This window comes from Klebsiella sp. 64 (assembly GCF_018223915.1).
GTDB lineage: Bacteria > Pseudomonadota > Gammaproteobacteria > Enterobacterales > Enterobacteriaceae > Klebsiella > Klebsiella pneumoniae.
This window is the reverse complement of the sequence record NZ_JAGRQZ010000003.1, coordinates 106,416-130,617: the sequence shown is the minus strand read 5'-3', so window position 1 is coordinate 130,617 and position 24,202 is coordinate 106,416. Positions and strand designations below refer to the sequence as shown.

The 24,202-nt window shown below is 56.7% G+C and carries 20 protein-coding genes; 10 read left to right on the top strand and 10 right to left on the bottom strand.

Annotated features, from left to right (window positions below):
- The first annotated feature begins 73 nt into the window (after positions 1 to 73).
- The 4 genes from lpxC (at position 74) to mutT (ending at position 5,030) form a co-directional block, all read left to right on the top strand.
- A complete protein-coding gene (gene lpxC, locus KHQ23_RS03775) occupies positions 74 to 991 on the top strand; it encodes a UDP-3-O-acyl-N-acetylglucosamine deacetylase (protein WP_002888632.1) in 918 nt (305 codons plus the stop codon).
- A gap of 322 nt (positions 992 to 1,313) precedes the next feature.
- Complete coding sequence (gene secM, locus KHQ23_RS03770; protein ID WP_211776924.1) at positions 1,314 to 1,811, top strand: secA translation cis-regulator SecM; 498 nt, start codon at positions 1,314 to 1,316, stop codon at positions 1,809 to 1,811.
- Positions 1,812 to 1,873: 62 nt separating this feature from the next.
- The gene (gene secA, locus KHQ23_RS03765) at positions 1,874 to 4,579 is read left to right on the top strand and encodes a preprotein translocase subunit SecA (protein ID WP_002888638.1); all 2,706 of its coding nucleotides are present in this window, start codon (positions 1,874 to 1,876) and stop codon (positions 4,577 to 4,579) included.
- A gap of 58 nt (positions 4,580 to 4,637) precedes the next feature.
- The gene (gene mutT, locus KHQ23_RS03760) at positions 4,638 to 5,030 is read left to right on the top strand and encodes an 8-oxo-dGTP diphosphatase MutT (RefSeq protein ID WP_004145942.1); all 393 of its coding nucleotides are present in this window, start codon (positions 4,638 to 4,640) and stop codon (positions 5,028 to 5,030) included.
- 52 nt (positions 5,031 to 5,082) lie between these two features.
- Here the strand turns inward: mutT and yacG are convergent, their stop codons facing one another.
- Genes yacG through coaE form a run of 3 tightly spaced genes read right to left on the bottom strand, consistent with a single transcriptional unit; the run spans position 5,083 to position 6,650 of the window.
- Positions 5,083 to 5,277, bottom strand: coding sequence for a DNA gyrase inhibitor YacG (yacG, locus tag KHQ23_RS03755; RefSeq protein WP_002888644.1), 195 nt, complete (start codon positions 5,275 to 5,277; stop codon positions 5,083 to 5,085).
- Between the two features lie 9 nt (positions 5,278 to 5,286).
- Positions 5,287 to 6,030: a cell division protein ZapD gene (gene zapD / locus KHQ23_RS03750; protein WP_004178596.1), complete on the bottom strand. Its 744-nt coding sequence runs from the start codon at positions 6,028 to 6,030 to the stop codon at positions 5,287 to 5,289.
- Complete coding sequence (gene coaE, locus KHQ23_RS03745; RefSeq protein ID WP_002888649.1) at positions 6,030 to 6,650, bottom strand: dephospho-CoA kinase; 621 nt, start codon at positions 6,648 to 6,650, stop codon at positions 6,030 to 6,032. The genes zapD and coaE overlap by 1 nt, the downstream gene beginning before the upstream one ends.
- 343 nt (positions 6,651 to 6,993) lie before the next feature.
- Here coaE and KHQ23_RS03740 point away from each other — a divergent pair, with 343 nt between their 5' ends.
- Positions 6,994 to 8,037: a GMP reductase gene (locus KHQ23_RS03740; protein WP_004145938.1), complete on the top strand. Its 1,044-nt coding sequence runs from the start codon at positions 6,994 to 6,996 to the stop codon at positions 8,035 to 8,037.
- A gap of 36 nt (positions 8,038 to 8,073) precedes the next feature.
- Here the strand turns inward: KHQ23_RS03740 and hofC are convergent, their stop codons facing one another.
- The 4 genes from hofC to nadC form a co-directional block, all read right to left on the bottom strand.
- The gene (gene hofC, locus KHQ23_RS03735; RefSeq protein ID WP_032435580.1) at positions 8,074 to 9,279 is read right to left on the bottom strand and encodes a protein transport protein HofC; all 1,206 of its coding nucleotides are present in this window, start codon (positions 9,277 to 9,279) and stop codon (positions 8,074 to 8,076) included.
- Positions 9,269 to 10,654 (bottom strand): type II secretion system protein GspE, encoded by a 1,386-nt coding sequence (gene gspE / locus KHQ23_RS03730; protein WP_032435582.1) that lies wholly within the window; start codon positions 10,652 to 10,654, stop codon positions 9,269 to 9,271. The genes hofC and gspE overlap by 11 nt, the downstream gene beginning before the upstream one ends.
- A 10-nt stretch (positions 10,655 to 10,664) precedes the next feature.
- Positions 10,665 to 11,096, bottom strand: a complete 432-nt coding sequence (gene ppdD, locus KHQ23_RS03725) for a prepilin peptidase-dependent pilin (protein ID WP_002888683.1) — start codon at positions 11,094 to 11,096, stop codon at positions 10,665 to 10,667.
- A gap of 181 nt (positions 11,097 to 11,277) precedes the next feature.
- On the bottom strand, positions 11,278 to 12,171 hold the full coding sequence (nadC, locus tag KHQ23_RS03720) for a carboxylating nicotinate-nucleotide diphosphorylase (RefSeq protein WP_002888684.1): 894 nt from the start codon (positions 12,169 to 12,171) through the stop codon (positions 11,278 to 11,280).
- 133 nt (positions 12,172 to 12,304) lie between these two features.
- Here nadC and ampD point away from each other — a divergent pair, with 133 nt between their 5' ends.
- Positions 12,305 to 12,868, top strand: a complete 564-nt coding sequence (gene ampD / locus KHQ23_RS03715) for a 1,6-anhydro-N-acetylmuramyl-L-alanine amidase AmpD (protein ID WP_002888692.1) — start codon at positions 12,305 to 12,307, stop codon at positions 12,866 to 12,868.
- Positions 12,865 to 13,719 (top strand): beta-lactamase regulator AmpE, encoded by an 855-nt coding sequence (gene ampE, locus KHQ23_RS03710; RefSeq protein ID WP_004177406.1) that lies wholly within the window; start codon positions 12,865 to 12,867, stop codon positions 13,717 to 13,719. The genes ampD and ampE overlap by 4 nt, the downstream gene beginning before the upstream one ends.
- Positions 13,720 to 13,954: 235 nt before the next feature.
- On the opposite strand, the gene KHQ23_RS03705 is transcribed toward ampE, so the two are convergent.
- The 3 genes from KHQ23_RS03705 to aroP form a co-directional block, all read right to left on the bottom strand.
- A complete protein-coding gene (locus KHQ23_RS03705; protein WP_004183017.1) occupies positions 13,955 to 14,905 on the bottom strand; it encodes a family 43 glycosylhydrolase in 951 nt (316 codons plus the stop codon).
- A complete protein-coding gene (locus KHQ23_RS03700; RefSeq protein ID WP_004145929.1) occupies positions 14,905 to 16,311 on the bottom strand; it encodes a glycoside-pentoside-hexuronide (GPH):cation symporter in 1,407 nt (468 codons plus the stop codon). Before KHQ23_RS03700 ends, KHQ23_RS03705 begins: the two co-directional genes overlap by 1 nt.
- Positions 16,312 to 16,495: 184 nt before the next feature.
- The gene (gene aroP / locus KHQ23_RS03695) at positions 16,496 to 17,866 is read right to left on the bottom strand and encodes an aromatic amino acid transporter AroP (RefSeq protein ID WP_004147090.1); all 1,371 of its coding nucleotides are present in this window, start codon (positions 17,864 to 17,866) and stop codon (positions 16,496 to 16,498) included.
- Positions 17,867 to 18,509: 643 nt separating this feature from the next.
- On the opposite strand from aroP, the gene pdhR reads away from it, so the two are divergent.
- The 3 genes from pdhR to aceF all read left to right on the top strand — a co-directional run bounded on the left by pdhR (position 18,510) and on the right by aceF (position 24,002).
- Positions 18,510 to 19,289, top strand: coding sequence for a pyruvate dehydrogenase complex transcriptional repressor PdhR (pdhR, locus tag KHQ23_RS03690; protein ID WP_002888699.1), 780 nt, complete (start codon positions 18,510 to 18,512; stop codon positions 19,287 to 19,289).
- A 136-nt stretch (positions 19,290 to 19,425) separates the two neighbouring features.
- Complete coding sequence (gene aceE, locus KHQ23_RS03685) at positions 19,426 to 22,089, top strand: pyruvate dehydrogenase (acetyl-transferring), homodimeric type (protein WP_002888700.1); 2,664 nt, start codon at positions 19,426 to 19,428, stop codon at positions 22,087 to 22,089.
- 14 nt (positions 22,090 to 22,103) lie between these two features.
- The gene (aceF, locus tag KHQ23_RS03680) at positions 22,104 to 24,002 is read left to right on the top strand and encodes a pyruvate dehydrogenase complex dihydrolipoyllysine-residue acetyltransferase (RefSeq protein ID WP_004191990.1); all 1,899 of its coding nucleotides are present in this window, start codon (positions 22,104 to 22,106) and stop codon (positions 24,000 to 24,002) included.
- Positions 24,003 to 24,202 lie beyond the last annotated feature (200 nt).

The window sequence follows — 24,202 nt, the reverse complement described above, 5'->3', positions numbered from 1 at the left end:
CTCTTTGTGCTAAACTGGCCTCCCGATAGTGGTGTACACTTCGGTTGGATAGGTAAATTGGCGAGATTATACGATGATCAAACAAAGGACTCTTAAACGTATCGTTCAGGCGACTGGCGTCGGTTTGCATACCGGCAAGAAAGTCACTCTGACGTTACGCCCTGCGCCGGCAAATACCGGGGTCATCTATCGTCGCACCGACTTGAATCCACCGGTAGATTTTCCGGCTGATGCCAAATCTGTGCGTGATACCATGCTCTGTACTTGCCTGGTTAATGAGCATGACGTGCGGATTTCTACGGTTGAACACCTGAACGCCGCATTGGCTGGCCTGGGTATCGACAACATTATTGTTGAAGTCGATGCGCCGGAAATCCCGATTATGGACGGCAGTGCGGCTCCGTTCGTTTATCTGTTGCTGGACGCCGGCATTGATGAACTGAACTGCGCCAAGAAATTTGTACGTATCAAAGAGACGGTTCGCGTTGAAGATGGCGACAAATGGGCTGAATTCAAACCGTACAATGGTTTTTCGCTGGACTTCACCATCGATTTTAACCATCCAGCGATTGATGCCAGCACCCAGCGCTATACGCTGAACTTCTCGGCCGATGCGTTCATGCGTCAGATTAGCCGTGCGCGTACCTTCGGTTTTATGCGCGATATCGAATATCTGCAGTCCCGCGGCCTGTGCCTGGGCGGCAGCTTCGATTGTGCCATCGTTGTTGACGATTATCGCGTACTGAACGAAGACGGTCTGCGCTTTGAAGACGAATTTGTTCGCCACAAAATGCTGGATGCGATCGGTGACCTGTTTATGTGTGGTCACAACATTATCGGCGCATTCACGGCGTACAAATCGGGTCACGCGTTGAACAACAAACTGCTGCAGGCGGTTCTGGCAAAACAGGAAGCCTGGGAGTATGTGACCTTCGAAGACGACGCAAAACTGCCAATGGCGTTCCGCGCACCGTCGATGGTTCTGGCGTAAGCCTGACCATTCAGTAAATTCGACTGGTAACCTGGTACTCTCTCCGACCAGGGAGCCAGTCGTTTTTCTTTTATAGCACCCTCCAGTTATTTTCGCTGCGATCCCTGGATAATAATTAGCGTGCGTTCGCTGCTTTATTAAGCGTTTTCGCCGGGCAATCGCCTTCATTCATGCTGCCTCAGGCCGGTATTAATGTTAGTATTTGAGCGCAAAATTATTTCTCAGGGTTGCTTTACCCCGTGGACATCAGGTTGTCCTGCGAAAAACATCAATAAAGAGACAGCCTGAACGACGACGGGTCTAGCAAAGAAAGGTAATGAACGTGAGTGGATTGCTGACGCGCTGGCGACAGTTTGGCAGACGGTATTTTTGGCCGCATCTCCTGTTGGGGATGGTCGCGGCCAGCCTCGGCCTGCCTGCGCTAAGCAACGGTCACGAGACCGCGGCGCCAGCGAAGGCGACCGCCAGCAATCACAATCCGAGCAAGGTTAATTTCTCTCAGCTGGCGCTGCTGGAGACGAATCGCCGGCCCAGCTTTACCATCGACTACTGGCATCAGCACGCCATTCGCACCGTTATTCGTCATCTCTCCTTCGCCATGGCGCCGCAGGCGCTGCCGGTGGCGGAAGAAACTTCCCCGCTGCAGGCTCAGCATCTGGCGCTGCTCGACACCCTCAGCGCGCTGCTGACGCAGGACAGCACGCCGCCGGTGGTGATCCGCCAGGCGGTTTACATCCCTTCTTCATATTCTGCCTTCCGCGTCAGCGCCTGGATAAGCCAGGTGGCGGGGATCCGCGCAGGGCCTCAACGTCTCAGCTGAAAATAACCACGGACCATCCTATTTTTTGTGACTCCGCACCGCGGGGCGTTTGAGATTTTATTATGCTTATCAAAATGTTAACCAAGGTTTTCGGCAGCCGTAACGACCGTACGCTGCGTCGTATGCGCAAAGTCGTCAATATCATCAACGGCATGGAACCGGCGATGGAAAAACTCTCTGATGACGAGCTGAAAGCGAAAACCGCTGAATTCCGCGCGCGCCTGGAAAAAGGCGAAACGCTGGAAAGCCTGATCCCTGAAGCTTTCGCCGTCGTTCGCGAAGCCAGTAAGCGCGTATTCGGCATGCGCCACTTCGACGTCCAGCTGCTGGGCGGTATGGTGCTTAACGATCGCTGCATCGCCGAGATGCGTACCGGTGAAGGTAAAACCCTGACCGCGACCCTGCCGGCGTACCTCAACGCGCTAACCGGCAAAGGCGTTCACGTAGTGACCGTCAACGACTATCTGGCCCAGCGTGACGCCGAAAATAACCGCCCGCTGTTTGAATTCCTGGGCATGACAGTTGGCATCAACATGTCCGGCCTGCCGGCGCCGGCGAAGCGTGAAGCTTACGCTGCCGATATCACCTATGGCACCAACAACGAATACGGCTTCGACTACCTGCGCGACAACATGGCCTTCAGCCCGGAAGAGCGCGTTCAGCGTAAACTGCACTATGCGCTGGTGGATGAGGTGGACTCCATCCTGATCGATGAGGCGCGTACGCCGCTGATCATTTCCGGCCCGGCGGAAGACAGCTCTGAAATGTACCGCAAGGTAAACAAAATCATCCCGCATCTGATCCGCCAGGAAAAAGAGGATTCGGATACTTTCACTGGCGAAGGCCACTTCTCGGTGGATGAAAAAGCGCGTCAGGTTAACCTGACCGAACGTGGTCTGGTGCTGATTGAAGAGCTGCTGGTACAGGAAGGCATTATGGATGAAGGTGAGTCCCTGTACTCTCCAACCAACATTATGCTGATGCACCACGTTACCGCCGCGCTGCGCGCCCATGCGCTGTTCACCCGCGACGTTGACTACATTGTCAAAGATGGCGAAGTTATCATCGTCGATGAGCACACTGGCCGTACGATGCAGGGCCGCCGCTGGTCCGATGGTCTGCACCAGGCCGTTGAGGCCAAAGAGGGCGTGGAGATCCAAAACGAGAACCAGACTCTGGCCTCTATCACCTTCCAGAACTACTTCCGTCTGTACGAGAAGCTGGCGGGGATGACCGGTACAGCCGATACCGAAGCCTTTGAATTCAGCTCTATCTATAAGCTGGATACCGTGGTTGTACCGACCAACCGTCCGATGATCCGTAAAGATATGGCGGATCTGGTCTATATGACCGAAGCGGAAAAAATTCAGGCAATTATCGAAGATATCAAAACTCGTACCGCTGCCGGTCAGCCGGTGCTGGTGGGGACTATCTCGATCGAAAAATCTGAAGTGGTTTCCCGCGAACTGACTAAAGCCGGCATCAAGCACAACGTCCTGAACGCCAAATTCCACGCCAGCGAGGCGGATATCGTCGCCCAGGCGGGCTACCCTTCCGCGGTGACCATCGCCACCAACATGGCGGGTCGTGGTACCGATATTATGCTCGGCGGTAGCTGGCAGGCGGAAGTCGCTGCGCTGGAAAACCCAACGCCAGAGCAGATTGAGAAAATCAAAGCCGACTGGCAGGTACGCCACGATGCGGTACTGGCCGCAGGCGGTCTGCACATCATCGGTACCGAGCGTCATGAATCTCGCCGTATCGATAACCAGCTGCGCGGCCGTGCTGGTCGTCAGGGGGATGCCGGTTCTTCCCGCTTCTACCTGTCAATGGAAGATGCCCTGATGCGTATCTTCGCCTCCGATCGCGTGTCTGGCATGATGCGTAAACTGGGAATGAAACCTGGTGAGGCGATTGAGCACCCGTGGGTCACCAAGGCGATCGCCAACGCCCAGCGTAAAGTGGAAAGCCGTAACTTCGATATCCGTAAGCAGCTGCTGGAATATGATGATGTGGCCAACGACCAGCGCCGGGCGATCTACACCCAGCGTAACGAGCTGCTGGACGTGTCTGACGTCAGCGAAACCATCAACAGCATCCGCGAAGACGTCTTTAAGGCGACGATCGATGCCCATATTCCGCCGCAGTCGCTGGAGGAGATGTGGGATATCGAAGGTCTGCAGGAGCGTCTGAAAAACGACTTCGACCTCGACCTGCCAATCAAAGAGTGGCTGGATAAAGAGCCGGAGCTGCATGAAGAGACCCTGCGCGAACGTATTCTGCAGAGCGCGGTAGAAACCTACCAGCGTAAAGAAGAAGTGGTCGGCGCCGAGATGATGCGCCACTTCGAGAAAGGCGTGATGCTGCAGACTCTGGATTCGCTGTGGAAAGAGCACCTGGCGGCGATGGATTACCTGCGCCAGGGTATCCACCTGCGCGGCTATGCGCAGAAAGATCCGAAGCAGGAGTACAAGCGCGAATCGTTCTCAATGTTTGCCGCGATGCTGGAGTCACTGAAGTATGAAGTGATCAGCACCCTGAGCAAAGTCCAGGTGCGGATGCCGGAAGAAGTCGAGGCGATGGAACAGCAGCGTCGTGAAGAGGCCGAGCGCCTGGCGCAGATGCAGCAGCTCAGCCATCAGAGCGATGATGAAGCCGCAGCCCAGGATCTGGCGGCGCAAACCGGCGAACGTAAAGTGGGCCGTAACGATCCGTGCCCGTGCGGCTCCGGCAAAAAGTACAAACAGTGCCACGGCCGTCTGAGCTAAGGTCTGATAAAACAAACAAAGGCGCAGAGTTCTGCGCCTTTTTTATGGAGCGCATTCAATGAAAAAACTGCAAATCGCCGTCGGGATAATTCGCAATCCGCAAGGCGAAATCTTTATTACCCAGCGCGCCGCCGATGCCCATATGGCGAATAAGCTGGAGTTCCCGGGCGGGAAAATTGAATCTGATGAGACGCCTGAGCAGGCGCTAATCCGCGAACTGCAGGAGGAGGTTGGGATTACGGTCACCACCTCTTCGCTCTTTGATAAGCTGGAGTATCAGTTCCCCGATCGCCATATTACGCTGTGGTTTTTCCTCGTGGAAAGTTGGCAAGGCGAGCCGTGGGGTAAAGAAGGGCAGCCGGGTCGGTGGATGGCGGGACCAACGTTGGATCCGGCGGCGTTTCCTCCGGCGAATGAACCGGTTATCAGCAAACTTATCGCCCAGGGCTGAGCCCCGGGTCGCGAGGCTAACCCGCCAGGCGCCGGGTTAGCTTGCCATCAAATCAGGGTTGCTGCTCGCTCCAGTCATCGCTATCGGAGAGATCCCCCGCGCTGGGGATGCGCTTCTCTTCCGCAGCCCATTCTCCCAGATCGATCAGTTGGCAGCGCTTGCTACAGAACGGACGAAACGGACTCTGCTCGCCCCACACCACAGTTTTGCCGCAGGTCGGGCAGTTGACGATAGTCTCTTCTGACATGTTATCTCCTTAACAGCAGGCCAGTTCAAAATCAAAGCGCTCCGGCACGATCCCATATTCACTGTCCAGCGCCAGGAAACGGATGGCGAAACGGCTCTTATGGCCGGAAATTTGCGGATAAAGCTGGTGAGCCAGATCGAGACGCAGGCGCAGCAGATCGGCATCTTCGCCATTATCCTGATAAAAGCCGTTGAGGCTGGTCTGTTTGCGGAACAGCGCGGAGTTGCGGATAAGATCGAGGATCAGGCTCAGGGACTGGACCAGCGGATCGAGGCTGGCAAGCCAGCTGGCCACCTGCTCATCGCGATGCGCCTGTGGCATATGGAGCCAGATATGCAGGGTCGGTAAATCGAAGCTGCAGCAGCCGCCAGGAATACTCAGGCGCTGACGCACCAGCGCAATCAGGCGATCTTCACGCAGAAACTGACCAATGCGCGGCGCGGCCATCAGGGTGCTGGAGGACTGCTTCAACTGGTGGCGCAGCTCGTTAATGCGCTCCTGATCGACGCCCGGCACTTCTGCCCATGACTGGAGCTTACGCTGCTGGCGTTCCAGCTCTTTAACCAGGTCAGTGCGCACCTCGCCGCGCTCCAGGACATCCAGCAGATCGCCGGCGTTACGGAAAAAATGGAGCGCATCGGCATGGCTGGCAATCTGCGGACGGAAAGCCATCTGCTGGATCAGAAATTCGATGCGCAGCCAGGTGCGCATTTTCTCATTAAGAGGATGTTCAAACAGAACGGGGGTATGCATTACGAGTTTTCCTGTGAGGCGGCCTGCGATGCCAGCGTTAAATACTTTTCGTGCAGGCGGGCAACATCCGATGCCACTGCATCCGGCGTGCCAGTGTTTTCAATAACATCGTCCGCGACGGCCAGGCGCTGCTGGCGCGTGGCCTGGGCGGCAAGAATATGTTCAGCATGTTCGCGGCTGACCTTATCGCGCAGCATGGTGCGTTCGATTTGCGTCTCTTTCGGCACATCGACGACCAGTACGCGATCGGCCTGGCCGGACAGGCGGTTTTCGACCAGCAAAGGTACGACCCAGAGGAGATAAGGGGAGGTGGCGGCCTGCATCTGGCGGCGCGTTTCCTGCTGAATCAGCGGGTGCAACAGCGCATTGAGCCAGGCTTTTTCCTCCACGTGAGCAAAAATTTTTTCCCGCAGCAGGCGGCGGTTCAGCGTGCCGTCGGGGGCAATCATCTGTGGTCCAAAGTGGCCGACAATGGCCTGGAGCGCCGGGGTACCGGGCTCGACCACCTGACGGGCGATAACATCGGCATCGATAACCTTAACCCCAAGCTGCGCGAAGGCGTCGGCGACCGTACTTTTACCGCTGCCGATCCCGCCTGTTAACGCGACTGTGTACCCCATATCTTCTGACCCTGAAACGGATTGCTCGTATTTTTTGCAGGCAGACAGCGATGACTGGCAGCGCGCCGGGGAGGCGACAGTGAGCATGTCGTGAGGGCCCCGCGCCAACCGGGATCGCCGTCCGCTATACTGTTTGTTTTAATCAAGCAAATCAAATGGTTAAAAACAATACTCCGGCAGGGGAAGGCATAGGCGCCTTTTTCTCCATTCACCAGGTAAATTTATACGATTGTAGCGTAAAAAAAGTGAAAATCGCAGTCTTGCGCGGGCCTGATTCGCGCGTATGATAACGTCACTGGAGTTGTGCTCTCACATTCATGCCATTAACCCCAGGAATTCGCACATGCGTATTGAAGAAGATCTGAAGCTTGGTTTCAAAGACGTTCTTATCCGCCCGAAACGCTCTACCCTCAAAAGCCGTTCTGATGTTGAGCTGGAACGTGAATTCACCTTTAAACATTCAGGCCTGACCTGGTCCGGCGTGCCGATTATTGCGGCTAACATGGATACCGTCGGCACCTTCAGCATGGCTAAAGCGCTGGCCACTTTTGGTATTCTGACCGCGGTACATAAGCACTACACCGCTGAAGAATGGTTGGCGTTTACCCAGGGCGCATCCGCAGACGTACTCAAGCATGTGATGGTTTCCACCGGCACGTCCGATGCGGATTTCGAAAAAACCCAGCAGATCCTCTCTCAGAACCCACAGCTGAATTTTGTGTGTATCGACGTCGCCAACGGCTACTCTGAGCACTTTGTACAGTTCGTGGCGAAGGCGCGCGAAGCCTGGCCGCAAAAAACTATCATCGCCGGGAACGTGGTCACCGGTGAAATGTGCGAAGAGCTGATCCTCTCCGGCGCCGATATCGTCAAAGTTGGCATCGGCCCGGGATCCGTCTGCACCACCCGCGTTAAGACCGGGGTCGGCTATCCGCAGCTCTCCGCCGTGATTGAGTGTGCCGATGCGGCGCACGGCCTTGGCGGCCAGATCATCAGCGACGGCGGTTGCACCATGCCGGGCGATGTGGCGAAAGCCTTCGGCGGCGGCGCTGATTTCGTGATGCTTGGCGGCATGCTGGCGGGCCATGAAGAGAGCGGCGGAACCATCGTTGAAGAAAACGGAGAGAAATTCATGCTGTTCTACGGCATGAGCTCCGAGTCGGCGATGACCCGCCATGTGGGCGGTGTCGCGAAATACCGCGCGGCGGAAGGCAAAACCGTTAAGCTGCCTTTGCGTGGACCAGTTGAGAATACCGCACGTGATATTCTCGGCGGCCTGCGTTCTGCCTGCACCTACGTTGGCGCCTCGCGTCTGAAAGAGCTGACCAAGCGTACGACCTTTATCCGCGTTCAGGAACAAGAGAACCGGGTATTCAATAGCCTGTAATCGGCTGCACTGGCGCCTGCGCGGCGCCAGTGTTTCTCATCCTCCCGCCCCGCCAATGGCATCGCCCAGGTGAAAAACGGGCAAATACATTGCCACCACCAGAATCCCGACCAGCGAGCCGGTTATCACCAGCATCATGGGTTCAAGATGCGCAGCCAGACTATCGGCTCGCTGATAGGTTTGCTGGCGATGGTGATGCGCCAGGTTTTCCAGCATCTGATCCAGCGCTCCCGCGCTTTCCCCCGTGCGGATGAGCTGCAGGCACAGCGGTGTAAAACCGCCGCAGCGGCTTAACGCCTGCCAAATCGGCTCCCCCTGAACGATCAGCGCGCGGGCCTGCGCCAGACGCTGGCGCCATAGCGGGCACGACAGGGACTCTTCAACGCTTTGCAGCCCCTGCAGAAAGCTAATACCGGCGCTTTGGGTTAACGCCAGGATGGTGAAGATCAGGCTCAGCTGTTGTCCGCCGATCAGGGAGCCAATGAGAGGAAGCGCGTTAAGCAACCGCTGGCGGCGCAGCAACCAGTCGCTGCGCCGCCGGATCAGCTGGTTGAGCAGCAGCGGGCTCAGCAGCAAGGCCAGCAGCAGCGGCCAGCCGCGACTTAGCATGTCGCCTGCCGCAACGACCATCCGCGTCAACAGCGGTAACGGCGTACTGAACGTCTGGTAGATGGCGGTGAACTCGGGCAGGACAAAATAGAGCATCCCCAGCACCACCAACAGCGCCAGAGAGAGCACGATCAGCGGGTAGCGCAGCGCTTTTTTAACTTTGCTGGCGAGCCGCTGCTGCTCCTGCTGCTGATTCGCCAACTGCAGGCAGCAGATATCGAGCTTGCCCGTCAGTTCGCCGGTGCTAATCATCGCCAGATATAGTGGCGGAAAAGCCTGGGGCCACTGCGCCAGCGCGGCAGAGAACGCCACGCCCTGGGCCAGCTCGCGGCCCAGCGTCTCAAGCAGCGCCTGCCACTGGGCATGCGACTGCTGCTGCGCCAGCAGCGATAACCCTTCCGCCAGCGGCAGGCCGGCCTGCAGCAGGGACGCCAGCTGGCGGATCGTTTCGCAACTGTAGCGCGGGTGCCAGAGGCTCTGCTTCACCGCACAGCGGCGTACGGCCAGCGGTATGACTCGCTGCTGTTGAAGGTGCTGCAGGACCTCCAGATGCTTGGTTTGCCATAGCATCCCCTGACAGGGGGCGCCCTGCACATCAATACCGCGCCAGCGCCAGAGACGCTTAGTCGCCATGGGGGATCCCCAGCACCCGCACCACCTCTTCGAGGCTGGTCAATCCCTGTTCGATAGCCTGACAGCCGCTTTCAAAAAGCGTCATCATCCCTGCGGCTCGCGCCAGAGATTCAATCTCAATGGCGTTAAGTCCCTGGACTATCCCCTGGCGTAGCCCGGGGGTAACAGGCAGCACTTCGAACAGCGCCAGCCGGCCGTAATATCCGTGGTAACAATGTTCGCAGCCCGCTGCCTGCCAGCGTGGCAGCGGGCGGGGCCACAGGCTGTGCGGCAGGTCGGCGGCGCTGCCGGCATTACGCCGACAGTGGGGACACAGCTTGCGGACCAGACGCTGGGCGATGACCAGCGAGAGCGCAGAGGAAATCATCCAGCGGGCGATGCCCATTTGCTGCAGGCGGGTCAGGGTTTCGCTGGTGGAATTGGTGTGCAGGGTGGAGAGCACCAGATGACCGGTCTGGGCGGCTTTGAGCGCGATTTCAGCGGTCTCGGCATCGCGGATCTCGCCCACCATGACAATATCCGGATCCTGGCGTAACAGGGCGCGCAGCACACTGTGAAAAGTGAGTCCGGCGCGGGGATTGATTTGCGTCTGGTTCATCCCTGCGATGGGGATCTCCAGTGGATCCTCCACGCTACAGATATTCACTTGCTCACGGTTTCTGGCCTGCAGGGCGCTGTAGAGGGACACCGTTTTCCCGCTTCCGGTTGGGCCGGTGACCAGCAGCAGACCCTGCGGCTGGTTCAGCGCCTGGCGAAAGGCCGCCAGCTGGGAGGATGAGAGTCCGAGTGCTTCCAGATCCAGCGCCTGGTCAACCTGATGGAGAAGGCGCAGGACAATCTTTTCGCCATAGCGGCAGGGCAGAGTGGCGATGCGAAAAGAGAGCGGTCGTCCCGCAAGATTCAGCGCGAACTGGCCATCCTGCGGTAAACGGTGCTCGGCGATATCGAGACTGGCCAGGACCTTGAGTCGCGCGATAACCGGTGCGGCCAGTTCGGGAGCCAGCAACGGTAGGGCGTGAAGGACGCCATCGACCCGCAGGCGGATGCGTAAGTGCGTTTCCGTGGGCTCGATATGAATATCAGACGCCCGCTGACGCAGGGCCTGTTCGAGGATCTGGTTGACCCGTTCGGCGATATTTTCCGGCCCGTCGTTCTGCGCCAGTTGCGCCTGCTTTTCCTGGGCCTGCAGACGCTTATCCATCTGCTCCTGGCTCCAGCATTCAATGTCGATCCGCTTTTGCGTCGCGAAGCGTAGCGCCTCCATTAACTCCGCCGGCGGGGTATTAACCACCGCAATAGAGATTGTCTGTTCATCGCTATGCAGCAGCATGGCGTGGTAGCGACGGCAGAGGGGGATCAGCTGTTCTGTTTTCATGCATTCGCCCTCACTTCACCCGGAAAACGTCTTCGCAGGCCTGCTGAAGCGCGCTATTGCCGGTGATGGTGCAGACGCGCTGCCAGCCGGTGACGCCCTCGGCATTGTCCCAGGTCGGCGTCAGGGTGACCCCCAGTCCGTTCAGACTCTCCTGACCGGTGAGGGTGACGACCCCTTTGGCCACGCTCATGGCGGAAAGGTAGCGCGTGGTTGTCGGCGAGGGAATGCCGTTGCTGCCGCCGTCGCATGGCGTTAGGCCGCCATGATCGAGCGCGCAAAGTTCGATGGCTGTCCGGTAAGGGACAAAGGTCTGCAGCAGGTCGGTGAGGGCGGCTTTACGCAGGTAGTTCTGGTAGGCCGGGATGCCGATGGCGCTAAGAATGGCGATGATTCCGATAACCACCATCAGTTCAATCAGGGTAAAACCTCGTTGTTTATCCATAAGTCGCTCCTTGTTGTGACAGGAGCACTGTGAAGGGATTGAGGGGCGCAGGCGAGGGGGCGAAAACGATCCGGGAAAGCGGGTTCCAGGGTTTTTATCTGGATTTCATGGTGAGCACGGGCGAGTGCGAGGCGGGCCGCAAATTCAGGCCTTCACGCCCGGAAGCGTGAAGGCCTGTTGCTCAGCGGAAGCGCATCGACAGGTCGAGCGCCTGCACATGTTTGGTCAGGGCGCCGACGGAAATATAGTCGACGCCGGTATCGGCGAATTCGCGGATGGTGTCAAAGGTAACGTTGCCGGAGACCTCCAGCGCCGCCTGGCCTGCGGTAATTTTCACCGCCTCGCGCATCAGATCGGTGGTGAAGTTATCGAGCATAATGATATCGGCCCCGGCTTTTAACGCCTGCTCCAGTTCATCCAGGGTTTCCACTTCCACTTCTACCGGCACATCAGGATGCAGCCAGAACGCCTTTTCCACTGCCTGACGGATCGATCCGGAGGCGATAATGTGGTTTTCTTTAATCAGGAACGCGTCGAACAGGCCCAGTCGATGGTTGGCGCCGCCGCCGCAGAGTACCGCGTATTTCAGCGCGGTACGCAGCCCTGGCAGCGTTTTGCGCGTATCCAGCAGTTGGGTTTTGGTGCCGGCGAGCAGGTCGACATAGCGACGGACGACGCTGGCGACGCCGGAGAGGGTTTGCACAAAGTTCAGCGCCGTGCGTTCGCCGGTGAGCAGAATACGCGACGGGCCTTCCAATTCGAACAGCGGCTGGTCGGCTTTGACCGCATCGCCGTCGGCCACGTGCCAGGTGATATTCACATCGTCACCGGCGAGCTGAATAAAGACCTCTTCCACCCAGCGTTTGCCACAGAAGACGCCATCTTCACGAGTAATGACCACCGCATGGGAGCGTGCATCCTGCGGCAATAATTGCGCGCTAATATCGTTGTTGGCGTCGACTTCGCCGCCCAGATCTTCCCGCAGGGAGTGTGCGACAGCATCGGTAATATCGAGATTAATACGTTCCAGCAGCACGTCACGGCGGCGGTCGGGGTTGTAACGACGAGGCGACATGATAAAGCTCCAGATAGATAAGATTCAGAAGTGGGAAACATGCTAACCTGAACGACGTTTCAGTACCATACACACTTCATCCTTTGGGCCGGCGTGTGGCCCGGAAGCATGAGTTCGCGAAAGGAGATCCCGCATGCAGTTGAACGAGGGGTGGTTGGTCGGCGCGCGTCGGGTTCCCTCGCCGCACCATGACTGCCGTCCGGATGAAGAGACCCCTTCCTTACTGGTGGTGCATAACATTAGCCTGCCACCGGGGGAATTTGGTGGTCCGTGGATTGATGCGCTGTTCACTGGTACCCTGGATCCGCACGCGCATCCTTTCTTTGCCGAGATTGCTCATCTGCGCGTTTCGGCGCATTGTCTGATTCGCCGTGATGGCGAAATCGTGCAGTATGTGCCTTTCGATAAGCGGGCGTGGCATGCGGGCGTCTCCTGTTATCAGGGACGCGAACGCTGCAATGACTTTTCCATCGGCATAGAGCTGGAAGGCACCGATACTCTGGCGTATACCGACGCGCAGTACCGGCAGCTGGCGGCGGTGACGGATCTGCTGATCGCGCTTTATCCGGCTATCGCCGAAAACATTGCGGGCCACAGCGATATCGCGCCCGTGCGGAAAACCGATCCAGGACCGGCCTTTGACTGGATAAAATACCGTGCGCTGCTCAGCGCCCCGTCAGAAAAGGAGACCTCATGACGCTGTTTACGACGCTGTTGGTGCTTATCGCCGAACGGCTGTTTAAGCTGGGCGAACACTGGCAGCTTGATCATCGGCTGGAGGTGGCGTTTCGCCGGATAAAACATTTCTCGTTACCGGGCACGCTGCTGATGACGCTGGTGGCTGTCGCGGTCGTGTATATCATTCAGCGTCTGCTGCAGGGGCAGCTGTTTAACATACCGCTGCTGGTGTTCTGGATTTTACTGGGCCTGCTATGCATTGGCGCCGGCAAAGTTCGGCTGCACTACCATGCCTATCTGAAAGCGGCGTCGCGCAATGACAGTCGCGCCTGCGATGCCATGGCCAGCGAGCTGACGCTTATTCACGGCGTGCCGCCGGGCTGTGATGAGCGTGAGTACCTTAGCGAACTGCAAAATGCGCTGCTGTGGATTAACTATCGATACTATCTGGCGCCGCTTTTCTGGTTTGTCGTGGGGGGCGCCTGGGGCCCGCTGACGCTTATCGCCTACAGCGTACTGCGCGCCTGGCAGACATGGCTGGCGCGCTACCAGACGCCGCACCACCGGTTGCAGTCCGGGATCGATGGTATCCTGCATATTGTGGACTGGCTGCCGGTGCGTCTGGTGGGGGTGGTCTATGCCCTGGTGGGCCATGGTGAAAAAGCGCTCCCGGCGTGGTTTGCTTCGCTGGGCGACCGCCATTCGTCGCAGTATCAGGTGTTGACCCGCCTGGCGCAGTATTCCCTGGCCCGTGAGCCGCACGTGGATAAAGTAGCGACGCCGAAGGCTGCGGTATCGATGGCTAAGAAGACTTCGCTGGTGGTAGTGGTGATTATGGCGCTGCTGACGATTTACGGTACCCTGGTTTAACGGCCTGAGCCCGCGCGCTGCCTGCCACGATGTACGTACCTGCGGGGCTTTTGTTGCCTGATGGCGCTGCGCTTATCCGGCCTGGCGAGTCACCCGCAGGCTCACGTCACGTAGGCCCGGCAAGCAACAGCGCCGCCGGGCGATATATCAGACGCCGTGCTGGTCATGTTGCCGGGCGGCGGCTTCGCCTGACCCGGCCTGGAGAACCCGCGCCAGCGGGTAACATTCCGAACCGCTACAGCGTATCCGCCGGTGGAATACCGAAGTCGGGCATCCCGTCTTCCCGCCAGCTGACCAGCTTTAACCGCGTATGGCGATTGGGATCATACAGCGGGTCGCCTTCTATCTCAGTGTAATTCCGCGCGTGATACACCAGCACATCTTCCCCTTCCGGCGTTTGGGTAAAACTATTATGACCTGGGCCATACTGGCGGTTTTCATAGCTGGTGCGGAACACCGGCTGCGGAGCTTTATGCCAGTTTGCCGGCTGCAGCGGATCGGCCTGCCGGTCGATCCATAACAACCCCATGCAGTAGTTTTCATCGGTGGCGCTGGCGGAATAGCTGATAAATAGCTTATCGCCATGCATCAGTACCGCAGGCCCTTCGTTGACCTTAAATCCCCGGCACTCCCAGTCGAACTCCGGCTTGCTCAGCATGACCGGCTCGCCTTTTAACGTCCACGGGTTAGCCATTTCGGCGAGATACAGGTTTGAGTTGCCTTCGATATGCGGGGATTTTTGCGCCCACAGATACCAGCGTTTCCCCTGATGGGTAAAAGTGGTGGCATCGAGGGCGAAGGTATCGAAAGGCGTGACCACCTGGCCTTTTTCCTGCCAGCGGCCGGTCAGCGGATCGCTGTCAGCGCACTCGAGAACGAACATGCGATGCTGGAACATCCCTAGCGCATCCAGATTGTGAGTATGGGTGGCGGCAAAATAGATATACCACTTACCGTCTATTTCATGCAGCTCCGGCGCCCAAATCAGCTGGCTCATCGGCCCGCTTTGCGGCGCGCGCCAAACCACGACCGGCTCAGCATCGCGTAATCCTTCAAGGGTTACCGCGCGCCGGATCTCCAGCCGGTCGTATTCCGGCACCGAGGCAATAAAGTAGTAGTGGCTAAGATGGCGCAGGATAAAGGGGTCTGCACGCTGTTCAATAAAGGGGTTTGGCCAGTTGTTCATCAGGCTTTCCTTACGTGTTCACTGGTTTTCAGTTCCTGGTATTCGTTCAGCTCGCTGTAGTTGCTGCGGCGCTTCTCCAGATCGCTCTGAATCTGGCGCATCAGGGTACGGTCAACCTTCAGCAGGCGCACCACGCCGGCGGTGATCAGATAGCCGACGCCGGGAATGACTGAGAATAGCAGCACGATACCGTTCAGCGCGGAGGCGCTTTGCGCTTTCGCGCCGGCGTCGTAGCCGTACCATGACAGCAGGAAACCGACCATTGCCCCGGCGACCGCCAGGCCGACCTTGAGGAAGAACAGATTACCGGAGAAGCTGATACCGGTGATGCGCTTGCCGGTTTTCCATTCGCCGTAGTCATCAACGTCGGACATTAGCGACCAGTGTAGCGGGGAAGGGATTTGATGCAGAATGTTGAGCAGGAAGTAGAGCACCATAATCAGCGTGGTGGCGTGTGGATTAAAGAAATAGAAGGCGCAGGAGAACACGGCCAGCACGATATTGGTCCAGAAGAAAACCTGCAGTTTGCACCAGCGGTCGGTCAGGACTTTCGCCAGCATGCTGCCAATCATCATCCCAACTACGCCGAGGCTGATAAACAGGGTGGCAAAATGGGTGCTTTGTCCCATCACCCAGGTGACGTAGTACATGGTGGCGGCCATGCGGATAAAGCCCGGACAGACGTTGCACAGCGTGAGCAGCAGGATGCGCACCCACTGGTCATTTTTCCAGACGTCTTTCAGATCTTTTTTCAGTTCGTCATTCGTCTGCACCGCCGGGCGGATACGTTCGCGCACGGTGGCGAAGCAGAACAGGAACATACACATACCGATAAAGGCCAGCACGGTCATCGCCATCTGGTAGCCCTTCGCTTTATCGGCGCCGCCGAACCAGTCGGCCATTGGCAGCAGCGTCAATGACAGCAGGAGCGTGGCGATACCCACCATGACGAAACGATAAGACTGGCAGGCAACACGCTCTTTCGGATCGGCGGTCATCACCGTTCCCAGCGAGCAGTAGGGAATATTAATCGCGGTATAGGTAATCGACAGCAGAAAGTAGGTCACAAACGCATAGATGACTTTGCTATTGTAGGTCCACTCAGGAGTGGTGAACATCAGGACGCTGAACAGGGCGTAGGGGAAGGCGATCCACAGCAGCCATGGACGAAAGCGACCATATTTACTACGGGTGCGGTCGGCAAGAGCGCCCATGATAGGGTCGGTTACCGCATCGATGACTCGCACCGAGAGCAGAAGTACGCCGACCAGCGCCGGCGCTAGTCCGAATATATCAGTGTAAAAATAGTTCACAAACAGCATGATGGCGCCAAAGATAATATTGCATCCGGCATCACCCATCCCGTAACCAATCTTTTCTCTTATTGAAAGCGTGTTCTCTGCCATGTGCGGTCTCTCCGTTGCAGTATGGAGAGAATTATTGGCTGCGGTTGGCAGAAATACGTTGCAGGAACTCGTTGACGATATGGATAAATAAGCTATGGAGGGGAAAGTGTGAAGCAGATAACAATGCTCTGCGCCCATTATTCAGGGGAGGGCGCAGAGCAAAGTGAAGTATTGATGAGATGTATTATTGTGCTTTTATGGTGGCGGCGGCTTTCTCTTTAAACAGGTAGCCCACGCCCAGCACCGCAATCCATACCGGGATCAGCCAGACGGAAATCGCCATCCCCGGGGTCATCAGCATAATCACCAGCACCGCCGCCATAAACAGCAGGCACAGCCAGTTGCCCAGCGGATAGAAGAGGGCCGGGAAACGCGTGACCACGCCCTGCTGCTTTTTGGCGCGACGGAATTTCATATGCGCGAGGCTGATCATCGCCCAGTTGATGACCAGGGCCGAGACCACCAGCGCCATCAGCAGACCGAAAGCAGATTCAGGCGCCAGGTAGTTGATCAGCACGCACAGCGCAGTGACCAGGGCCGAGACGAGAATGGTATTCACCGGCACGCCGCGTTTGTCGACGCTGAGCAGCGCTTTTGGCGCGTTGCCCTGCTGAGCAAGGCCGAACAGCATACGGCTGTTGCAGTACACGCAGCTGTTATAAACCGACAGCGCTGCCGTCAGCACCACCACGTTCAGAGCGTTTGCCACCAGCGTATCGCCAAGTTCATGGAAGATCAGGACGAACGGACTGGTGTCCGCGGTGACGCGGGTCCACGGCAGCAGGGAGAGCAGCACCGCCAGCGAACCAACATAGAAGATCAGAATACGGTAAATAACCTGATTGGTGGCTTTAGGAATGCTTTGCTCCGGATTATCCGCTTCCGCGGCGGTGATCCCTACCAGCTCCAGGCCGCCAAAGGAGAACATGATGATCGCCATCATCATCACCAGCCCGTAAAAGCCGTGCGGCAGGAAGCCCCCCTGGTCCCACAGGTTACGTACCGTCGCCTGCGGGCCGCCGTTGCCGCTGAACAGCAGCCAGCCGCCGAACAAAATCATCGCCACTACGGCGACCACTTTGATAATCGCGAACCAGAATTCCATTTCACCGAACACTTTGACATTGGTCAGGTTAATGGCGTTGATGGCGATAAAAAAGACCGCCGCCGAGGCCCAGGTAGGGATTTCCGGCCACCAGAACTGGATATATTTGCCAACGGCGGTCAGTTCCGCCATGGCCACCAGGACATACAGTACCCAGTAGTTCCAGCCGGAGGCGAAGCCGGCAAAACCGCCCCAGTATTTGTAAGCAAAGTGGCTAAATGAGCCGGCCACCGGCTCTTCCACCACCATTTCGCCCAGCTGACGCATGATCAGGAAAGCGATAAAACCGGCGATAGCGTAACCAAGAATGATACCCGGGCCGGCGGACTGAATGACGGACGCGCTCCCCAGAAACAGGCCGGTGCCGATAGCCCCGCCCAGCGCGATGAGCTGAATGTGACGGTTTTTCAGGCCGCGCTTCAGCCGATCGCCGTGCTGTTGACCTTCCATATGAAACCTCGTGTGTGGTTATTTTTTGTGTACGTCATCCGTCAGGTTGCTGCTTCACTGCTGTCCCTGCCTGAAAGCATAGCCAGCGAAAATTTGGGCGAAGTGGCCCACTTTTTACCCGAGTGATGGCGCGCACATATTGTTGTGTTTGTGTATTTTGGAACTTCCGTTTCTGTATTGTTTTGTTTACGGAAGGCTGTGTGGTAATTCCGAAAAAGGCCTTTCGTCTCCGGCAGAATAGTGGTAAGCGCATTTGAATGCACCTGCTTTATGAAGGGATGATGACGATGTGTCTAAAAAGACATCAATAGTCACAATCTGTCGTATTTTGATGCATGCTGCTTTGTCATTATTTATTCACTGTAAGTGACTCTGTATTCATTTATTGCAGCGTTGAATCGGTTCAGAAAGCGTAATTTTTCGTTTCTATAAAGTTAAGGCTACCTCTTTGTGAGTAAACGTAACATTTGTGCAAGGTTACATTTCTGAAATGTTATTTCTGTAAGGTTGTTAAAATGTCCCAGGTTTACTGATTTCAATCAAAACCTGTATGGACAGAAGGTGAATACTTTGTTACTTTAGCGCTACGAACTTTAAATTGGTAAGACCAATTGACTCCGGGCTAATGGCAGAGACAGGGAATATGGCCTACAGCAAAATCCGCCAACCAAAATTATCCGATGTGATAGAGCAGCAGCTGGAGTTTCTGATTCTTGAGGGGACCTTGCGCCCCGGTGAAAAACTCCCGCCAGAACGCGAACTGGCTAAACAGTTCGACGTTTCCCGCCCCTCGCTGCGTGAGGCGATTCAACGCCTCGAAGCCAAGGGCTTGTTGCTTCGTCGTCAGGGAGGTGGAACGTTTGTTCAGAGCCGCCTGTGGCAGAGCTTCAGCGATCCGCTGGTTGAGCTGCTGTCCGATCACCCTGAATCCCAATTCGATCTGCTTGAGACCCGTCACGCGCTGGAAGGCATCGCGGCCTATTACGCGGCGCTGCGCAGCAATGATGAGGATCGCGACCGTATCCGTGAGCTGCATCAGGCTATTGAACGCGCTCAGCAGTCGGGCGATTTGGACGCTGAGTCCGGCGCCGTCGTCCAGTATCAAATCGCCGTCACCGAGGCGGCACACAATGTGGTGTTGCTTCATCTGCTAAGGTGTATGGAGCCGATGTTGGCGCAAAACGTGCGTCAGAACTTTGAATTGCTGTATGCCCGGCGGGAAATGCTCCCGTTGGTCAGCAACCATCGCACTCGCATTTTCGAGGCGATAATGGCCGGGGAGCCGGAGCAGGCGCGTGAAGCGTCGCACCGTCACCTGGCGTTCATTGAGGAAATTTTGCTGGATCGTAGTCGTGAGCAGAGCCGTCGAGAGCGCTCACTGCGTCGTTTACAGCAACGAAAGGACGAGAACTCCGGTTCTTAAGCGCCATTTTTAGAGCGCGGCAACTAAACGCAGAACCTGTCTTATTGAATTTTTGGTTGTTCCAGCGTGAAGAACGAAGAGTTCAATGGGACAGGTTCCAGATTAATCAACGATTAGATAGATAAGGAATACCCCCATGTCAGAACGTTTACACAATGACGTGGATCCGATCGAAACTCGCGACTGGCTACAGGCGATCGAATCGGTCATCCGTGAAGAAGGTGTTGAGCGCGCTCAGTATCTGATTGACCAACTCCTTTCTGAAGCCCGTAAAGGCGGAGTGAAGGTTGCTGCAGGCGCTTCCGCCGGCAACTACGTCAACACTATTGCCGTTGAAGATGAGCCGGAATACCCGGGCAATCTGGATCTGGAACGTCGCATTCGTTCTGCGATTCGCTGGAACGCCATCATGACCGTTCTGCGCGCGTCGAAAAAAGATCTCGAACTGGGCGGCCACATGGCGTCCTATCAGTCTTCCGCGACCTTCTACGAAGTCTGCTTCAACCACTTCTTCCGTGCGCGCACTGAGAAAGATGGCGGCGATCTGGTGTACTTCCAGGGTCACATCTCTCCGGGCGTATATGCACGTGCGTTCCTGGAAGGCCGTCTGACCGAAGAGCAGATGGACAACTTCCGCCAGGAAGTTCACGGCAAGGGTCTGTCCTCTTATCCGCACCCGAAACTGATGCCGGAATTCTGGCAGTTCCCGACCGTATCCATGGGTCTGGGGCCGTTGGGCGCTATCTATCAGGCCAAATTCCTGAAATATCTGGAACACCGCGGTCTGAAAGACACCTCCGAACAAACCGTTTACGCCTTCCTGGGCGACGGCGAGATGGATGAGCCGGAATCAAAAGGCGCTATCACCATCGCCACCCGTGAAAAACTGGACAACCTGGTCTTCGTCATCAACTGCAACCTGCAGCGTCTGGACGGCCCGGTCACCGGTAACGGGAAAATCATTAACGAACTGGAAGGCATCTTCGGTGGTGCTGGCTGGAACGTTATCAAGGTTATCTGGGGCGGCCGTTGGGATGAGCTGCTGCGTAAAGACACCAGCGGTAAGCTGATTCAGCTGATGAACGAAACCGTTGACGGCGACTACCAGACCTTCAAATCCAAAGACGGCGCTTACGTTCGTGAGCACTTCTTCGGCAAATATCCGGAAACCGCTGCCCTGGTCGCTGACTGGACTGACGAGCAGATCTGGGCTCTGAACCGCGGTGGTCACGATCCGAAGAAAGTCTACGCTGCATTGAAGAAAGCGCAGGAGACCAAAGGTCAGCCGACCGTGATCCTGGCGCATACCATTAAAGGTTATGGTATGGGCGATACCGCTGAAGGTAAGAACATCGCGCACCAGGTTAAGAAAATGAACATGGACGGTGTTCGCTACGTCCGCGATCGTTTCAATGTGCCGGTGGCGGATGCCGATCTCGAAAAACTGCCGTACGTAACCTTCCCGGAAGGTTCCGAAGAGCACACTTACCTGCACGCTCAGCGTCAGAAGCTGAACGGCTATCTGCCGACTCGTCAGCCGAAGTTCACTGAGAAACTCGAGCTGCCGACCCTGGCCGACTTCAGCGCGCTGCTGGAAGAGCAAAACAAAGAAATCTCTACCACTATCGCTTTCGTTCGCGCCCTGAACGTGATGCTGAAGAACAAGTCGATCAAAGATCGTCTGGTGCCGATCATCGCCGACGAAGCGCGTACCTTCGGTATGGAAGGTCTGTTCCGTCAGATCGGTATTTACAGCCCGAACGGCCAGCAGTATACCCCGCAGGACCGTGAGCAGGTTGCTTACTACAAAGAAGACGAGAAAGGCCAGATTCTGCAGGAAGGGATCAACGAGCTGGGCGCAGGCGCATCCTGGCTGGCTGCTGCGACCTCTTACAGCACCAACAACCTGCCGATGATCCCGTTCTACATCTACTACTCGATGTTCGGCTTCCAGCGTATCGGCGATCTGTGCTGGGCGGCTGGCGATCAGCAGGCTCGCGGCTTCCTGATTGGCGGGACTTCCGGTCGTACTACCCTGAACGGCGAAGGTCTGCAGCACGAAGATGGTCACAGCCACATTCAGTCGCTGACTATCCCGAACTGTATCTCTTACGACCCGGCGTACGCCTATGAAGTGGCTGTCATCATGCATGATGGTCTGGTCCGTATGTACGGCGAAGCGCAAGAGAACGTTTACTACTACATCACTACGCTGAACGAAAACTACCACATGCCGGCCATGCCGGAAGGCGCCGAGGAAGGTATCCGTAAAGGTATCTACAAACTCGAAACCATCGAAGGTAGCAAAGGTAAAGTTCAGCTGCTGGGCTCCGGTTCTATCCTGCGTCACGTGCGTGAAGCAGCGCAGATCCTGGCGAAAGACTACGGCGTGGGTTCCGACGTGTATAGCGTTACCTCCTTCACCGAACTGGCGCGTGATGGCCAGGATTGCGAACGCTGGAACATGCTGCACCCGCTGGAAACCCCGCGCGTGCCGTATATCGCTCAGGTAATGAACGACGCTCCGGCAGTGGCATCCACTGACTATATGAAACTGTTCGCTGAGCAGGTTCGTACTTACGTACCGGCTGATGATTACCGCGTACTGGGTACCGATGGCTTCGGTCGTTCCGACAGCCGTGAAAACCTGCGTCACCACTTCGAAGTCGATGCTTCCTATGTGGTCGTAGCAGCGCTGGGCGAACTGGCTAAACGTGGTGAAATCGATAAGAAAGTGGTGGCTGACGCTATCGCGAAATTCGACATCGATGCAGAAAAAGTTAACCCGCGTCTGGCGTAAGAGGTAAAAGAATAATGGCTATCGAAATCAAAGTACCGGACATCGGGGCTGATGAAGTTGAAATCACCGAGATCCTGGTCAAAGTTGGCGACAAAGTAGAAGCTGAACAGTCGCTGATCACCGTAGAAGGCGACAAAGCCTCTATGGAAGTCCCGTCTCCGCAGGCTGGCGTCGTGAAAGAGATTAAAGTCTCCGTCGGCGACAAAACCGAGACTGGCAAACTGATTATGATTTTCGATTCCGCCGAAGGTGCAGCCGCCGCTGCACCTGCGCAGGAAGAGAAGAAAGAAGCCGCTCCGGCCGCCGCTGCTCCAGCGGCTGCCGCGGCAGCGAAAGAAGTTCACGTCCCGGATATCGGCGGCGATGAAGTCGAAGTCACTGAGATCATGGTTAAAGTGGGCGACACCATCGCCGCTGAGCAATCCCTGATCACCGTAGAAGGCGATAAAGCCTCTATGGAAGTTCCGGCGCCGTTCGCCGGTACCGTCAAAGAGATCAAAATCAATACCGGCGATAAAGTTTCCACCGGCTCCCTGATTATGATCTTCGAAGTGGCGGGCGCTGCGCCAGCAGCCGCTCCGGCACAGGCTGCCGCGCCGGCTGCTGCGGCTCCGGCTGCCGCAGCAGGCGTGAAAGATGTTAACGTCCCGGACATCGGCGGCGACGAAGTTGAAGTCACCGAAGTGATGGTTAAAGTCGGCGATAAAGTCGCGGCGGAACAGTCCCTGATCACCGTAGAGGGCGACAAAGCCTCTATGGAAGTTCCGGCGCCGTTCGCGGGTACCGTTAAAGAGATCAAAATCAGCACCGGCGATAAAGTCAAAACCGGTTCCCTGATCATGGTCTTCGAAGTGGAAGGCGCTGCGCCTGCCGCCGCTCCGGCTCAGGCTGCTGCACCGGCACCAGCTGCTGCCCCGGCTCAGGCCGCTAAGCCTGCCGCTGCGCCGGCTGCGAAAACAGAAGGTAAAAGCGAATTCGCTGAAAACGATGCCTACGTTCACGCGACCCCGCTGATTCGCCGCCTGGCGCGCGAGTTCGGTGTTAACCTGGCGAAAGTGAAAGGCACCGGCCGTAAAGGTCGTATCCTGCGCGAAGACGTTCAGGCTTACGTGAAAGACGCGGTTAAACGCGCTGAATCCGCACCGGCGGCTGCCGCTGGCGGCGGTATCCCGGGCATGCTGCCGTGGCCGAAGGTTGACTTCAGCAAGTTTGGCGAAGTCGAAGAAGTGGAGCTGGGTCGTATCCAGAAAATCTCTGGCGCCAACCTGAGCCGTAACTGGGTGATGATCCCACACGTTACCCACTTCGACAAAACCGATATCACCGATCTGGAAGCGTTCCGCAAGCAGCAGAATGCCGAAGCTGAGAAGCGTAAACTGGACGTGAAATTCACTCCAGTGGTCTTCATCATGAAAGCGGTTGCCGCTGCGCTTGAGCAGATGCCGCGCTTCAACAGCTCGCTCTCCGAAGATGGTCAGCGCCTGACGTTGAAGAAATACATCAACATCGGTGTGGCGGTGGATACCCCGAACGGTCTGGTGGTTCCGGTCTTCAAAGACGTGAACAAGAAGAGCATCACCGAGCTGTCTCGTGAATTGACCACCATCTCGAAGAAAGCGCGCGATGGCAAACTGACGGCTGGCGAAATGCAGGGCGGTTGCTTCACCATCTCCAGCATCGGCGGCCTGGGTACCACCCACTTCGCGCCGATTGTTAACGCGCCGGAAGTGGCCATCCTCGGCGTGTCTAAGTCCGCGATGGAGCCGGTATGGAATGGTAAAGAGTTTGTGCCGCGCCTGATGCTGCCGATCTCTCTGTCCTTCGACCACCGCGTCATCGACGGTGCTGATGGTGCCCGCTTCATTACCATCATTAACAACACCCTGAGCGACATTCGCCGCCTGGTGATGTAATCGAAAAAGCCGGCCTGACGGCCGGCTTTTTTCTGATAACCTCAGGCTGTTGGGGATTATCAGCAACAAAGGACAAAATCGTTTGCCGTTTGTTGTTTAAAAATTGTTAACAATTTTGTAAAATACACGCGGATAGAACGTCCCGGTGGACTTGGGCGTAAGAATAATAGCGTCAGACCCGCCGGATATAAATTACAGAG